Source organism: Ruminococcus sp. YE71, assembly GCF_900119155.1.
Lineage (GTDB): Bacteria > Bacillota > Clostridia > Oscillospirales > Ruminococcaceae > YE71.
This window is the reverse complement of sequence record NZ_FPIR01000013.1, coordinates 72,619-88,167: the sequence shown is the minus strand read 5'-3', so window position 1 is coordinate 88,167 and position 15,549 is coordinate 72,619. Positions and strand designations below refer to the sequence as shown.

Here is a 15,549-nt window from a genome sequence, read left to right as displayed (position 1 = left end):
AATATAGGGGTATAGCTCAGCTGGTAGAGCAGCGGTCTCCAAAACCGCGTGTCACGAGTTCGATCCTTGTTGCCCCTGCCATCAAGACCTGTAAACTTCGGTTTACAGGTTTTTCTTTCGTATACACTTCCCTCCCTGAACGCTCCTTGATGCGATAGGTATTGCCTATAACCAAATCTAATTTATTTGAATTGGACAAATAACTCAGGCGGTGCTATAATATAATCACAGAAAAGCAAAGGAGCTGAACCCAATGAAGAACATACACTCTCTTCTTCTCGGCTCGATCGTTAAGGCGATCAACCGAATGTGACTCTAACATCACATCTGAGAATATCATATATTTGGAGGGAAAGAATATGTCAGAGAAAAAATACAGATTTGAGACCTTGCAGCTTCATGTTGGTCAGGAACAGCCCGACCCCGCTTCGGACGCAAGAGCAGTACCGATATACGCGACTACATCTTACGTGTTCCGCGACTCACAGCACGCTGCTGAACGCTTCGGACTCCGCGATGAGGGAAATATCTACGGTAGAGTCACAAACTCAACTCAGGATGTCTTTGAAAAACGTATCGCCGCTCTTGAAGGCGGTGTGGCGGCTCTGGCGCTATCGTCGGGTGCGGCAGCTATAACCTACGCGATCGAAGCTCTTGCGGAACAGGGCGAGAACATCGTTGCATCCAAGACCATCTACGGCGGTACATACAATCTTCTCGCACACACGCTTCCGAGATACGGCATCTCGACTACATTCGTAGACCCCTACGAGGACGGCGCGTTTGAGAAGGCAATAAATGATAAGACCAAGGCGATATTCATTGAAACGCTCGGTAATCCGAACTCGAATGTCATCGACATCGAAAAGGTCGCGGCAGTTGCTCATGCTCACGGCATTCCGCTCGTAGTGGACAGCACTTTTGCGACACCGTTCCTTGTAAGACCTATCGAGCATGGTGCTGATATCGTTGTACACAGTGCGACCAAATTCATCGGTGGACATGGAACAGCCATTGGAGGTGTGATAATCGACAGCGGCAAGTTCAACTGGAAAGCCTCGGGAAGATACCCGTGGATATCTGCACCGAACCCGAGCTATCACGGTATCAGTTTCACCGAAGCGGCAGGAGCGGCGGCGTACATCACATTCGTCCGTGCTATACTGCTGAGAGATACGGGTTCGTCGATCTCACCGTTCCATGCGTTCATTTTCTTACAGGGACTCGAAACTCTGTCGCTCAGGGTCGAGCGTCACGTTTCCAACGCGCTTGAGATAGTAAAATATCTGAGCTCACATCCGCAGGTCGAAGCGGTGCATCATCCTTCGCTTGAGACCGAACCGAGCCATGAGACTTACAAGAAATACTTCCCCAACGGCGGCGGTTCGATATTCACCTTTGAGGTGAAGGGCGGCGAAGCTGAGGCTAAGAAGTTCATAGATAACCTCGGAATTTTCTCACTTCTTGCAAATGTGGCTGACGTTAAATCACTCGTTATCCATCCTGCGTCCACCACACATTCTCAGCTGCGCCCCGAAGAACTCCTCGATCAGGGGATCAAGCCGAACACCATACGCCTCTCGATCGGCACAGAAAATGTCAAGGATCTTATCGAAGCGCTTGACGACGCTTTCGCAGCAATAAAATAAAACAAGCATCACCTTTCAAAAAGCTAAGAAGCCAAACCATAAATAGCAATACCTCTTATATAGAATAGAAAACACTTTGCCAAAAAAGACCTCCCCGTTCGTAAGACTGCGGGGAGGTTTTGATGTGGTTATAGCCATTTCTCAATGCATTCTAGCAAGAACTCGCGGAGCATTTCCGCTGTTTTCTTGTTTATCCGAAGTTTTTTATTGATGCCGTCGTTATAATTCAGCCGCAGGAAGTATTTATCCTCATACTTCCCTGCCCCGAAACACGAAAGGTCTGTGCCGTTCAGGAATTCGCGGACTGACAGCCACTGTTCACGGGATATCCTGCTGATCGGCGACTTATCTCCGTGTACGAAGAAATAATAGTTGACATCACCGCTGACAGGGGTTATCTGGTAAGAATACTTCGGCGCTTTCAGGAACATCTCGGTCATCTGTGTTTCGCCGATCCTGTGAAGATCACGGCCGACAGGATGCACCATTTCGTGAAGGATGGCTATGACAGCCGACCATCTCTTACCCGAGGGACAGTAGTACTGCGCTGTTATTTCTTCGCCGTCCTTTTCCCACGTCAGATAAAGCCTTGTGTAGTCGCCGCCGTCAAGCACGAACATCTCGGCAGAAGGGAGCGCAGGCTTTGTTTTTTCGAATTCCCGAAGCTGAGCTCTGAGGTATCCGAACTCCTCCGAAAGCGCATCCCAGAGAGCCTTGTCCATGGGGATGTGCTCCCTGACGGTGATCTCGTCGGGAGCGGTGTCGGTACGGAAGCTGTTGTCGATCTCGGCAAGCATCTTTCGGTCTGCATCCTGTTCGGCGACGCTGTAATAATGATCGCACCAATAGGCAGTACGTATGACCTCATCGGCATCCGCTTCAAGCTCGAAATCGGAGTGGAAGTTCATCGAACCGCCGCTGCTCTCGTAGCGTATCCTTTTCAGTTTGCAGTCATCGGTCAGAAATGTTTTCATCAGGCATCTCCTTTTACGGTCTGCCGCACCATCTGTTCAGGATCCTTCCGTGTGGATGTGGTATGTCCCGTCGGCGATCTTGGCAAGTATCTCTTCGTAAGGCATGGGCTTGCCGTAGAAAAATCCTTGCAGACGGTCGCAGCCTGCTTCTCTCAGGAAATCCACAGCCTCCTGATTTTCAACACCTTCGGTCAGGGTCGCCATATTCAGCTGACCTGCGAGGATGATGATATTTCGGATGATCTTATAGGCATTTTCGTTTCCGCTGAAATTCCGCAGGAATTCCATGTCTATCTTCAGCAGGTCGAAGCGGAAATCCTTCAGAACGTTCATCGAGGAATAGCCCGAGCCGAAGTCGTCGAGCCAGATCATGTAGCCCTTATTGTGGAGCACGAGCATGGCGTTCTGCATACGGTTCACGTCCTCGGAAAGGGCGCTCTCGGTGATCTCGATATGGATGTATTTGCGGGGGACGTCGTATTTCTCGGTCAGCGCTTCGAGCTCGCCGATGACATCCATCAGCTCAAAATCCAGCTGAGAGAAGTTCAGCGAGGTGGGCAGCACGGGGAGCCCCTGATCTATCATCGAACGCATATTCCTGAATACGATCTCGTAAACGCACCTGTCGAGTTTGTGTATCTGGCGGCTGTCTTCGAGAACGGGTATGAACTGATAGGGAGAAAGGAATCCCATCTCGGGATCGTCCCACCGCGCAAGTGCTTCGCATCCGCACAAGCCGCCGTCAGCCGACCAGATAACGGGTTGATAGTAGACTTTGATGTAGCCGCTGCTGACAGCCTTGTCGATGTTGTTGAGCACATACTGGCGAAGGCGGTGTTCCCTGCCCATCTGCTCGTCGTACTCTTTGATAAACAGAGCGTTGTTGTTCTTGATCTTTCCGAGGGCATATCTGGCGAGATCGGCGGCGTGCATGGGGTCGATATTGTCGCTTGAAGCGTAGTAGGCGCCTACGATCACGTCAAGATATGTCTCGCTCTGATAGGTCTCTTTCAGAGAACTGCGGACCTTCTGAGCGCGTTCCGCGTAGTTTTCGGCATCGGTCAGAACTATGAAATAGTCGTCCGACTGTCTCGCATAAAGTCCGTCGGAAAAGTTTTCCTCGACGAGGATTGCCATTGTCCTGAGCAGATCGTTACCGCCGTCGTACCCGAAGCAGTCGTTGAAGGTCATGAAATTTCTCACGTCGAAAACCAGGTAATAGGGCTTTTTCCCTGCTTGCAGGCTCTGCTTTACATAGCCCTTCGCAAGCTGTGAAAAACGCTGCATATTCGGAATCTTCGTCAGGTCGTCGGTTATCGCCGCCAATCTGAGACCGTAAGCTTTTGTGGCATCCTTATACCTCTGAAAATAAATGCTCAGCGCCACTATGAGCAGACATATGACGAATGTAAAGTAATTCAGCTGATCTCCAGCATCCATATGGTACGGTGCACCGTTGACATCGACCGCGTAATGATTGATAATATAAACGAAGCCGAAGCTGAAAAACGATATCAGAAGTATCGAAATAAACGGGCGGCAGATAAACACCATCGCAAGAAACATGAACATTGACAGGAAGCAAAGTATCATGCGTCCTTTGTGCAGGTCACTTATGGAAGTTATGACACCGAAATAGATGCCGATGAGTGTGTAGATCAGTGCGAACGGACGGCTAAGTTTTTTCAGCCGCCTAAGCCTGCCCTTTCGGTACAGCAAAGAATAGAAAAAGATCAGCAGACTTGAGGTAAGAAGTATCCAGTATCCGTAGGAGTACTGAATGAATTCACGCGCTGTTGTAAAAACGCCCGTGAGCATATATTTATTGATAAAACGGATGATAAAGAATATCTCCAGACAAACGGTGATCGAACTCAGCCACATCATGCTGTTGACATCTGCGTTTTTCAGATGTTCTTCAACGTGGGGCGGATTTTTATAGAAACCGAAAAAGAAGCGCAGATAATTCCATACGCCTTTTCTTTCGTGCGGTAAAGGTTTACACATCCTGCGTTCCCTCCTTGTACATTATAATAATGTAATAGCTGTAAATATTATAACAAATAATACAGAATTTGTCAATAACCTATTATGTTTTGTCATTATAAATATCGGAAGATGATTTGTTTATTATAACAGTATTTCGCAAAAATGCGGATAAAGCCTTTGGTAACGCCTTATCCCTGCTTGGTTTATTGTGTGGCTGTATTGTGAATATTATCTTTTATTAGTTTAGCCATATTGTTAAGCATGGCAAGCAAAACCGAATTTAACATAACACAAAGAAGACCCTGCACCGAAACGATACAGAGTCTTCTTCGTATAATGCATATGTTTAGAAAGGAGTTCAATAATTTTATTCATCCGTCAGCTGCCGACGTTCTCCCAGACTACAAGCACTTTTCTGAGCCTGTTTATCAGGAAATTCAGCACGGTCACGTAAACGGCTATGAGGATGATGCCGCTGATGGTCTTGTCATACTCACCGTAGATGGTGGAGTACTTGATGTACCAGCCCATTCCAGAGCTGCCGCCCAGCATCTCGGCTGAGATGAGCACCATGAACGCCACCGATATCGAATTGCTGAGCCTTGAAAGCACGCTCGGCAGGCTGTACGGCAGCAGCACATGGATGAATATCGACGGCTGCGAAAGGTTCAGCACCACCGCAGAGTCAAGCAGCTTGCGGTCTATCGAGCTGACAGTGTAGATGACGCTCAGGAACATTCCCCAGAACACGCCGAGAAAGATTATCGCCACCGACGCGTCTCGGAAGCTCGGAAGCAGCGCCACCAGGTACGCCGAGTAGATCAGCGGCGGGATAGGCGTTATGACCTTGACTATCGGCATAAATATCTCGCGCAGTCCCTTGTACCAGCCGACGATGATGCCAAGTATCAGTCCCGACGCCACCGCGGTGATGAAACCCGCTGTCAGAAATCCTGTCGAGGTCGCGATGTTTTTGAGTATCAGCTCGCGGTCGGTGATGTAGATGTCCAGCACGTTCTCGGGGGACGGCACAAGGTAGTTCGCCTGTGCCACGAGCTTTGAGGTGAACAGCTCCCACACGATGAAGAACCCGAACACCACGCACCCGATATCGCGTGCGTTTTCACGCTTGTGCAGGATCAGCACGATAACTTCTATCACTGCCGCTGCTGCCGCGAACGGGATATGGCTCGGCACTTCCACCTTGTCGGGGAGCGCGAACACCGCACCCATCAGCAGCAGAAACAGTATGTGAACAAGGAAATAACTTGGTTTGATACGTTTTTCAGTCAAGAAACTCACCGTACTTTATGCTTTTTCGGCAGTCTCCTTGAACTCGGACTTGAGTCTCTGGAGCTGTGCGTTGTCGGGATCCTCAGCGAGGAGCTGGTCGAGAGCCTCCTTGTAGATGGAGGTATCGACGTACTTTGTGATGTCAACGTCGCTGTCGGGGTCGATGTAGCCCGAAGCCTTCATGCCGTTGAAGTAGTCGTAAATGCCCTGGATGTTTGGGTCGGGGCTGAGGTAGAGGTCGCCGCAATCGTAGAGAATGAAGTTCAGCTCGTCCTCGTCGGTAACGATGTATTTCTTTGCAAGTTCGAGGGTCTTTTTCGGGTCGGTCTGGTAGAGCTCATAAGCCTTGATGAGCGCCTTCTCGACGTTGACGTAGAGGTCGTGGTTCTTCTCGGCGTTCTCGGGGCTGACGATCTGACGGCAGCAGATGAAATCCGAGCCGATGATATCCTTGATGAACCTCACGTTGACAAGTCCCTGTTCCTCAGCAGGACGGTAGTAACCGCCGTTGATGATGCCTGCATCGACAGTGCCCTTCTTTACAGCCTCAACGACTGTAGCGGGGCTGTCGAGCTCCTTGTAGGTGACCTTCGAGAGGTCAACGCCGTGGTTCACGAGCCATCCGCGGAGAGCGATATCGCCGCTGTTTGTGCGGTTAACGCCGATGGTCTTGCCCTCAACGACTTTGGTGATATCGCCTTCCCACTCTTCCTTGTTTTCGGTGGTGGTGATTATCGTCTCGTAGTTGAGCATCAGACCGCCGATGATGCGAAGGTCGTGACCCTCAGCGATGTAGGACAGCGGAGCCGCCGAGCTGTAACCTGCGATCTCCACCTTGCCAGATTCGGTAGCAGCGAGGGTGTCGGCCGCGGTGTCGATAGTCTGGAGCTCGAACTCAAGTCCGTACTCCTTGTCGAACTCACCGTATGCCGCCACAACAGACAGTACACTTGCGCCGCCTGCGGTGCCTGCAACGATGCTGACCTTAGTGAGACCGTCATCCGTGGTCTCGTGAGTCTCGCCTGCTTTTCCTGCCGACGAGCCGCATGAGGTCATGAGCAGCACGCTCGCTGCCGCTGCTGAAATAAACTTCAAAACATTCTTTCTCTTCATGATCTTACTTTCCTTTCGGTATTTTCAGGTGGTGTCTCCACCTTTAATGTTGACATTTTTCATATTTGCAAAGCAGTTTGGGTCAGTTGCTCTGCTGCCAGAGAAGAACCTTCGCTCTTACTCTTTCGAGCCCAGAATTCACCAGTGCGATAATTGCTCCTATCACTATGAATCCCGCTATGACTCTCACATAATCCGAGAAATCGGAATTGTACTTAACATACCAGCCGAGTCCGCTGTCCATTCCCATCAGCTCTGCGCCGATCAGAAGCAGGAACGCATTCGAGATCTGCATCGCAAGTGTGTTGAACAGTGACGGCATACAGTACGGCAGGTAGATATGCGCGATGGTGCTGAACAGGCCGAGATCCATTACCTCGGTCGCGTCTTTCAGCTTAGGGTCGAAACGCTGTAACGTCACGATAACGTTGATGAGTACCGGCCAGAACAGTCCGCTCGTGATGATGAACAGCGCCGCCGCCGTAAAGTTAGGCATGACTGCCACCACATACGGGGCGTAGATCAGCGCAGGTACGGGTGAAAGTACTCTTGCGATGGGCATTACTACGTTTTGCAGGCGCTTATTTTTTCCGCAGAGCAGTCCAAAGCCTATCCCGAGGACCATCGCCACAACGAAGGACAGCACCAGCAGCCACAGCGACGAGAATATCGACTTGACAAACACCAGCACATCGCTGACGAAAATCGCCGAAATGCGCTGGGGCGGCGGGAACAGAAAGCTCTCTCTGCCGTTGATGACGGGGTAAAGCGACCAGATCAGCACCAGTCCGTAGACGATAGATGTGATGCCGTATGCCGACCACTTTCTCCGCCTGATGATGAGCGCCGCTTCGACAGCCAGCATCAATGCCGCCAGCGTGATATACCCGACTGTGTCTTTCGGGAACTGCGCCTGAACAGCCGTGCTCACAAGCAGTCCTGCAAGAAGTACGTGGGGTAGCAGTTTATATATCCTGTCGAAAATCTTCTTCATCAGCCGACAGCTCCGATCGGGCTGCCGAAGCCGAAGTTCAGTACAGGAGATTTCTGTTGTTCGGGCTCCTTATCCTGTCTCGGGATGTCGTTGTCGTAGAACAGGTCGAACAGCTCGCGTCTGAACTCATGGTAGGTGTCCGAAGCGGTGATCTCCTCGCGGCTGCGGGGACGCTCGAAGGGTACTTTCAGGTCGCGGTATATCTCGTGGTCGCGCATGAACAGTATGCGGTCGGAGAGGAGAATCGCCTCGTCGATGTCGTGGGTCACGAACACCACCGACTTTTTCTCATCCTCGCTGTCGAGCAGGTTGAGCAGCAGCTCCTGCAAAGCAACACGGTTTTTCGCGTCGATAGCGCCGAAGGGCTCATCCATCAGCAGGATGTCGGGCTCCATAGCCAGCAGTCTCGCGATGGCGACTCTCTGCTGCATACCGCCCGAAAGCTGGTGTGGGAACAGATGCTCCGAACCCTCAAGACCAACGAGCTTCAAGTACTTCTCCGCTTTCTCGGAGATGGTCTTTTTGTCGGCTTTGAGTACCTGCCTGATGCCGAACTCAACGTTGCGCTTTGCCCTCATCCACGGGAACAGTGCGTAGTGCTGGAACACCACTCCCCTGTCCTTTCCGGGACCCGTGACAGCCTTGCCGCCGATGGTGACGCTGCCGCCGCTTGCGTGGTTCAGTCCCGAGAGAAGACTGAGGGTCGTGCTCTTTCCGCAGCCGCTGCCGCCGATTATCGAGACAAATTCGCCTTCCTTGATGGTGAAGCTGACGTTGTTCAGGATATTTTCCGTCGAATTATTGCTGTATTTGAAGTCTACGTTTTTGAATTCTATAGTAGCCATAGTTTCTATCCTTTCTGCTCGGGCGGGATACGTCCGTGTATCCTGTCATTTTCGAGCCGTTCAAAGCGCCGTGCCACTTCGTCGAGCGTGTCGTCGTTCTTAGCGAAGTGGAAACGGATGTATCTGTTCTCCTTTTTCGCAAAGAAGCAGAAGCCCGGCACACCTGCGATGCCATAGTCCTTTACCAGCAGCTTCGCAAATTCGAGGTCGCTGCTGTAGCCGTATTTTGAGATATCCGTCAGGACGAAGTATGTGCCCTGCGGTTCATTGTGGGCGATGTCAAGACTGTCGAGAGCCTTGATGAACCGCTCCTTTTTCGCGGAGTAGACTTCTTTGAGCTCCGCGTAGTACTCGTCGCCGAAGCGAAGCGCGTTGACCGCCGCGTACTGGAGCGGTGTCGGTGCGCAGACGGTGAAAACATCGTGGAACTTGCGGATCTGTTCGAGTATCTCGAAGGGCGCCGTCACATATCCGAGTCTCCAGCCCGTCACCGAGTAGGTCTTTGAAAGCGAGGTACAGGTTACCGTCCTCTCGAACATCCCGGGCAGAGATGCAAGGCTGATATGCTTGTTCTCCCCGAAGATGATATGCTCATACACCTCGTCGGTAAAGACGTAAGCGTCGTATTTTTTTACTAACCCTGCTATCGTTTCGAGCTCGGCGAGGGTGTAGACCTTGCCGCAGGGATTGGACGGGTTGCAGAGGATGAGCGCCTTTGCGCCCTGCCTGAACGCGTCCTCCAGCTCCTTTTCGTCGAAGTCAAAGTTCTTGCCTTTGAGCGGCACGAAGATCGGTTCAGCGCCCACGATCGCGGCGTTGAGTGCGTAGCTGTTGTAGTAGGGGGAGAAGATCGCCACCTTATCCCCGGGGTCGAGGACCGACATCATCGTGCTTATCATGCCCTCCGTCGAGCCGACCGTCACGAGCACCTCATGCACCGGGTCGATCTCCCGACCGAACCGCTTCGACTGCTTTTCAGCGATCGCCGCCCTCAGATCGTCGATGCCCCAGTTTGGTGCGTACTGGTGATGAGTAGTCTTTGCCTGCGCTTCGAGCGCTTTTTTCAGCGACTCGGGCGGGTCAAACTCGGGGAACCCCTGCGAGAGGTTTATCGCGCTGTATTGGTTCGCGAGTATCGTCATCTCGCGTATCCTCGACTCGGTGAAGAGCGCAGAACGCTTGCTTAGTCCCTTCATATCAAGACAGCTCCTTTCCGAGTGAATCGACCTTTAAGATAGCCGCTTCAAGCAGCTCGGGTGCGAGGGTGTTGCCGCTGCCTGCGTAGTCGGTTATCCGCGCCGACATTCGGCGTGCGATCTCTGCGACCGCCTGAGCGCTGTCGAGCCCAAGTTCCGCAAGCGTTACGGGAAGTCAGAGCTTTTTCAGCCTGCTGAGATATTCGCGTATCTCGCCGTCGGGTTTGCCCTCTGCCGCGAACTGAACGTTCAGTCCGAAGATGACCACCTCGCCGTGGAGCCGCTTGTTCGGATTGTCGATCTGCGTGGACTGGTTGTAGAAGTGGTGTGCCAGTCCGCCGTAAGCGACCTTTCCCTCGATGCTTCCCGAAAGACCCGCCAGAAGAATGTTCGAGTCTATGGTGTTGGAGAGCAGCTGTTCGTTAGTCTCTCCTTTTATATAGGCGTCGATGAACTCGGTCTCGTTGAACTCCAGAATCAGCTTGCTGACCGCCAGCTGGAGCCGCAGCGCGAAGTCGTTTTTGTTGGCGTTGAAATTGGTGTTGAGCTCGTACCACTTGGCGATGCTGTCCGCCGCGCCTGCGATGAGGTAGCGTTCGGGAGCTTCAAGCAGCAGCTTTTTGTCGGCGAGTATCAGCACGGGCGAGCGCTTTCTGAAAACGTATACGTCCTGCTTGCCCTCGTCGGTGTAGAGAACCGAGAGCGTTGACCAAGCCGCGCAGGTCGCGGGGATGGTCGGGACTGTCACAACGTCGAGCGATGCGTTCTCCGAAGCCGCCTTTGCGAGGTCAAGGATCCGTCCGCCGCCTGCTCCGATCACGAAGTCCGCGCCGTACTCCTGCGCGAGCTTCCCGAACTCTGCGGCCTTCTGCTGAGTGGGGTAACCGCCCCATATCTCGATTCGGTATTCGATACCTGCGTCTTTAAGCGCCGTTTCGAGCTTCGCGCCTGCCTTTTCAAAAGCAGTCCGTCCTGCGATTATCAAAGCCTTTTTGCCGAGCGGTCTTAACAACTCCCCCGACTGTTCCAGACTTATCTCATTTTCGTATTTAATAGGAATGTTTATCAGACTCATTTCTATTTTCCTTTCGTAATAGATAAAATCTATCATGCATTATACGTGATGCTTATAACCGTTTACTTCATTTATTGATATTATTTATACCATGAAAAATGCACTTCGTCAACACAAAAAGAAGAAAACGTTATCATACCCGTGTTCTCTGACAGCTCAACTGTTAAACATATCATGAAAAAAATGCGTCTTGTATTTCGGAGAATCAACGCATTTTTTGTGAAACTGTTAACGGATATTCACCGAGTTCCGCTTTTGCGATAACGTTATCTTACGATATATCGTAAGATTCGCTATGGTCGTTGCCCTTGACCGGCACGATCTTACCCGTCTGGTGACAACGTTTTCTGTGAATGGTTTTTGCAGTACGCATCTATTGATTTTTCGGAAGCGCTGTGATATAATACATAAATATCATATCAGACATATCGGAACAGTGTATTATTTACAGGAGGGACAGATATGAGTTTCAGAGCAGAACACAACAGACTTCGCGGCTATATCACGGAAATTTTTCTCAAAGTCGGGCTTTCGCAGGCTTATGCCGAAACAGTCGCCGATAATCTTGTGTCCGCAGAGATGCGCGGTGTCCGTTCGCACGGGCTTGTGCAGGTAGGCAACTACGTGGGGCTGTATAAGCGCGGTGTTTACAACATTTCCCCGAAGGTCAGGATCGTCAGGGAGGACGACACGACCGCCATCATCGACGCCGACCGCGGTGCAGGCGCTCCCATTGGAAGACTTGCCGTGAGAAAGGCTATCGACAAGGCGAAGAAATCGGGTATCGCCGCTGTATCCGTGAAGAACGCGACGCACTTCGGGATGGCAGCTTATTACGCTGCCGAAGCCGCCGAACAGGGGCTGATCGGGTTCGCATTCACGAACACTCCGCCGCTTGTTGCGCCTTTTGACGGATATAAAAAAGAGATCGGGACGAACCCGATCTGTGCGGCATTTCCGTCTGCTTCGGGCAGACCGATCATATTCGATGCGGCGACCAGTCAGGCGGCCTATAACAAGCTGTTTTTCGCTCGGAAAGAAGGCAGGAAGATACCTCTCGGCTGGGCAGTTGATGGCAGCGGCAGACCTACCGACGACCCATCTGCTGCTATCGACAACGGTGCGCTGCTGCCCTACGGCGGCTACAAAGGTTACGGGCTCGCGTTCATTATCGAACTTCTGACAGGGATACTCAGCGGCAGCAATATCACGCCCGAAAACACCGCTTCTTCTCCTTCGCTTGACAGCATCGGGCAGTTTTTCATCGCGATAGATGTGTCGCGGTTCATCGACCCGTCGGTTTTTGGCGCGGCGGCGGACAGCTTTGCGGCGAGGATGCTCGATTCGCCGCAGGCAGGCGAGGAGCGCATTTTCATTCCGGGCGAGAAGGAATATCTCAGCTTTGACGATGCCGAGAAAAACGGTCTTGTGATCTATGACGAAACGACCGCCGAGCTTTATTCGCTCGGCGGTGAACTCGGAGTCGGTATGTCATTGGATGAATGTGCTTTCTGATACTGCCTTATAGCATATTCTTTCTACAGGCTTAGTATGATTTAGACAGATAAAAAATAAGTAAAGATCAGAGTCTTGCGTATTCTTCGATGTAGTATGCAAGGCTCTTGCTGTTTTCGATCCCCGAAAGCATACGCTGTGCAGGGCTTTCGAGTTTCTGTGCGCGTTCGTAAAGGGGTGCTAACAGCTTTTCTTCGCCGCTGCCTCTCGCTTCAAGACCGCTTGCGGCTATGTCGAGTATCCTGATAAGCTGCGACCTGACGGCGGTTCTGTCGGCAAAGGACGGCAGCTCCCTTTTAGAGAGCATCCGCTGAAGCTCCGAAGCGCTGTAGCCGTGATGATAGATCACCCTGTCGCCGAGAAGCAGTTCCTTGAGCTCCCCGAGCCTTTCGATCAGACCGACGTGGAATGCGGCGATGGTCATGCTGTCGGCGATAGGCTGGGTGCAGCCGCTGCGGAACTCCACCGTTCCTCTGAACGTCAGGTCTTCAAACTTGTAGCTGCGGTGATATTTCAGGTCGGCCGGTTCGGGAATTATCCTGGTGCATCTGATCTCTTTGCCGTCCCAGTATTCGGCATTCACGTACTCGGCATCGAAATATTCGGTCAGTTTCATCGGGGTGAAATCAAGCCATTTTCCGTCGCGCATAACGCTGTACATCGACTGCGATGCGATGTACTCCACGATATCTTCGGCATCATCTATCTCCGTGTCGAACAGTCCGACATTGTGTGGGTCGTAGCCCTGCATACTGTTCTCCCACAGGAAATTTCTCGAACAGAGATACTGGGGGAACTCGTCGCAGAAGGAGTTTGCAAACAGAAGCATTTTATATGGTTCGAGCTTTCCGAACACGTTCAGTACGTCTGTAAGTTCGTCGTAACCGACATCGAGCTGAACCTGTGAAGCGCTGGTGAAGAAGCCGAAATCCGACCTTCCGTGCAGAAGTCTGCCGTCGGATGTGCTTTTGTATTCTGCGGATTTTCTCAGGTAACGATAGAGCATATGATAGCGCTCGCTGGGAATCGGCCTGTTGGAATTTATCCTGTAATTCGGGTTGATGCCCATGCCTGTGAGGGTATGGCCGCATTTCAGGAGAAGTTCGTTTATCGCCGCGAAATAGGTGTCGAAACGAGCCTTTATCTCGAAAAGGTCGCTGCCTGTACCGAGGGAAAATTCGAGATTTGAGTAGGAGCAGTCGAACGAAAGATCATCCCCTGTCGAGCTTTTGAGCATCGAAGATACGTTTCCGTCCGCGTCATGACCCACGGGCTCAAACCCGAAACGCTCGCCGAAAACAAGCGCTGCGTCAAGAACGGCTCTCTCGTCAACGGGTCTGCCGTCAAGCCTGACGACAGGCATTTCTATCTCGATGCCGATCTTTCTTTCGCGTTTTTCTTTGGTCGGCAGAATGTATTTTTCGTAGATCGCGTCACGAAGCTCTTTTTTCATAGTACTTCTCTCCTTTGGATGATATAATCTGTATTTATACTCATTATGTGTATATAATGTTATTATTTATAGCATCTGAATCCCTATTTGTCAAGTAGAAATTCAGATAACGTTGTCACAAATGTGGCTCTGTTCCCCTAAACCTTTCCATTATGATTAAATTTGTGTTAGCATAGAACGGATAAAGCATAAATTATCGGTAAATCCACCTGTTGTTTACTGCTTTAAAACGGTATTTCATAAAATATGTGGCAACGTTGTCAGTACGGTATTACGTGATTTTCATAGATATTCCAGTAAATTTCCGAGAAATAACAGTGTTTATTCCTACTAATATGATAGTATTTGCCAAATAATAAATATTCACCGAAATAATCTTGACACTGAACCGCAGGAATGATAAAATAATAGCAAGGACAGCAGAAGCCTTACATATCAGATAGGTTATCTGGTATTATAAAATAATCTCAAACTGGTTATATGCAATCGTGAGAATATCTGTTATAATGATAAAAAATTGAAGCCGCACAGCAAAAAAGTTGCAGACACGCGGACTTCTGAAAAGAAAGAGGTAATCATTATGAAAGACAGATATCAGCTCAACAAGGAACTCGCCCAGATGTTGAAAGGCGGCGTCATCATGGACGTTACGACCCCCGAACAGGCGAAGATAGCACAGGAGGCAGGTGCCTGCGCTGTTATGGCTCTCGAAAGGATCCCTGCCGATATCCGCGCTGCGGGCGGCGTTTCGAGAATGAGCGACCCTGCTATGATCCGTTCGATACAGGAGGCTGTTTCGATCCCTGTTATGGCGAAGTGCCGTATCGGACATTTTGCCGAGGCACAGATACTCGAAGCGATCGAGATAGACTACATCGACGAGAGCGAAGTGCTCTCCCCTGCCGATGATGTTTATCATGTGGACAAAACACAGTTCAAGGTTCCTTTCGTATGCGGTGCGAGAGACCTTGGCGAGGCACTCCGCAGGATCGCTGAGGGCGCTTCGATGATACGTACAAAGGGCGAACCCGGAACGGGCGACATCGTGCAGGCTGTCCGCCACATGAGAAAGATGAATTCCCAGATTCGTCACGTAGTTTCCCTGCATGAGGATGAACTTTATGAGGAAGCAAAGCAGCTCGGCGTGCCTTACGACCTGGTAAAGCAGGTACACGACAGCGGCAGACTGCCCGTAGTCAATTTCGCAGCAGGCGGCGTTGCAACACCTGCCGACGCGGCGCTCATGATGCAGCTTGGAGCTGAGGGCGTGTTCGTCGGTTCGGGTATCTTCAAGTCGGGCGACCCGAAGAAGCGTGCTGAAGCTATCGTCCGCGCAGTTACGAACTACAACGATGCAAAGCAGCTGGCAGAGCTGTCCGAAAACCTCGGTGAAGCTATGGTCGGCATCAATGAGAATGAGATCAAGATCATCATGGAGGAAAGGGGCATCTGA

General features: G+C 51.1%; 12 protein-coding genes and 1 tRNA gene. 4 read left to right on the top strand and 9 right to left on the bottom strand.

The features are described from left to right. The first annotated feature begins 5 nt into the window (after window positions 1–5). Window positions 6–81 (top strand) — tRNA-Trp (locus tag BT142_RS12560). A gap of 278 nt (window positions 82–359) precedes the next feature. After that, window positions 360–1,649 (top strand): O-acetylhomoserine aminocarboxypropyltransferase/cysteine synthase family protein, encoded by a 1,290-nt coding sequence (locus BT142_RS12555; RefSeq protein WP_072418543.1) that lies wholly within the window; start codon window positions 360–362, stop codon window positions 1,647–1,649. A 128-nt stretch (window positions 1,650–1,777) separates the two neighbouring features. On the opposite strand, the gene BT142_RS12550 is transcribed toward BT142_RS12555, so the two are convergent. The 8 genes from BT142_RS12550 to BT142_RS12515 all read right to left on the bottom strand — a co-directional run bounded on the left by BT142_RS12550 (window position 1,778) and on the right by BT142_RS12515 (window position 11,128). Further along, window positions 1,778–2,623: a hypothetical protein gene (locus BT142_RS12550; RefSeq protein WP_072418542.1), complete on the bottom strand. Its 846-nt coding sequence runs from the start codon at window positions 2,621–2,623 to the stop codon at window positions 1,778–1,780. 36 nt (window positions 2,624–2,659) lie between these two features. Then, window positions 2,660–4,630 carry a bifunctional diguanylate cyclase/phosphodiesterase gene (locus tag BT142_RS12545; protein ID WP_072418541.1) on the bottom strand — a complete coding sequence of 657 codons (1,971 nt, stop codon included), beginning with the start codon at window positions 4,628–4,630 and terminating at the stop codon, window positions 2,660–2,662. A 360-nt stretch (window positions 4,631–4,990) separates the two neighbouring features. After that, on the bottom strand, window positions 4,991–5,905 hold the full coding sequence (locus tag BT142_RS12540) for an ABC transporter permease (protein WP_072418540.1): 915 nt from the start codon (window positions 5,903–5,905) through the stop codon (window positions 4,991–4,993). A 15-nt stretch (window positions 5,906–5,920) separates the two neighbouring features. After that, window positions 5,921–7,018, bottom strand: coding sequence for an ABC transporter substrate-binding protein (locus BT142_RS12535; RefSeq protein WP_072418539.1), 1,098 nt, complete (start codon window positions 7,016–7,018; stop codon window positions 5,921–5,923). A gap of 82 nt (window positions 7,019–7,100) precedes the next feature. Beyond that, entirely contained in the window at window positions 7,101–8,012 is a 912-nt protein-coding gene (locus BT142_RS12530) for an ABC transporter permease (RefSeq protein ID WP_072418538.1), read from the bottom strand. Continuing rightward, window positions 8,012–8,857 (bottom strand): ABC transporter ATP-binding protein, encoded by an 846-nt coding sequence (locus BT142_RS12525; protein ID WP_072418537.1) that lies wholly within the window; start codon window positions 8,855–8,857, stop codon window positions 8,012–8,014. The genes BT142_RS12530 and BT142_RS12525 overlap by 1 nt, the downstream gene beginning before the upstream one ends. A gap of 5 nt (window positions 8,858–8,862) precedes the next feature. Continuing rightward, the gene (locus BT142_RS12520; RefSeq protein ID WP_072418536.1) at window positions 8,863–10,053 is read right to left on the bottom strand and encodes a pyridoxal phosphate-dependent aminotransferase; all 1,191 of its coding nucleotides are present in this window, start codon (window positions 10,051–10,053) and stop codon (window positions 8,863–8,865) included. Between the two features lie 175 nt (window positions 10,054–10,228). Beyond that, entirely contained in the window at window positions 10,229–11,128 is a 900-nt protein-coding gene (locus tag BT142_RS12515; protein ID WP_072418535.1) for an iron-containing alcohol dehydrogenase, read from the bottom strand. Window positions 11,129–11,590: 462 nt separating this feature from the next. Between BT142_RS12515 and BT142_RS12510 the strand changes: the two genes are divergently transcribed. Beyond that, on the top strand, window positions 11,591–12,643 hold the full coding sequence (locus BT142_RS12510; protein WP_072418534.1) for an Ldh family oxidoreductase: 1,053 nt from the start codon (window positions 11,591–11,593) through the stop codon (window positions 12,641–12,643). A gap of 67 nt (window positions 12,644–12,710) precedes the next feature. Here BT142_RS12510 and BT142_RS12505 read toward each other — a convergent pair whose 3' ends face one another. Beyond that, entirely contained in the window at window positions 12,711–14,096 is a 1,386-nt protein-coding gene (locus tag BT142_RS12505) for a glutamate-cysteine ligase family protein (protein WP_072418533.1), read from the bottom strand. Window positions 14,097–14,673: 577 nt separating this feature from the next. On the opposite strand from BT142_RS12505, the gene pdxS reads away from it, so the two are divergent. Continuing rightward, window positions 14,674–15,549 carry a pyridoxal 5'-phosphate synthase lyase subunit PdxS gene (gene pdxS, locus BT142_RS12500; protein WP_347497674.1) on the top strand — a complete coding sequence of 292 codons (876 nt, stop codon included), beginning with the start codon at window positions 14,674–14,676 and terminating at the stop codon, window positions 15,547–15,549.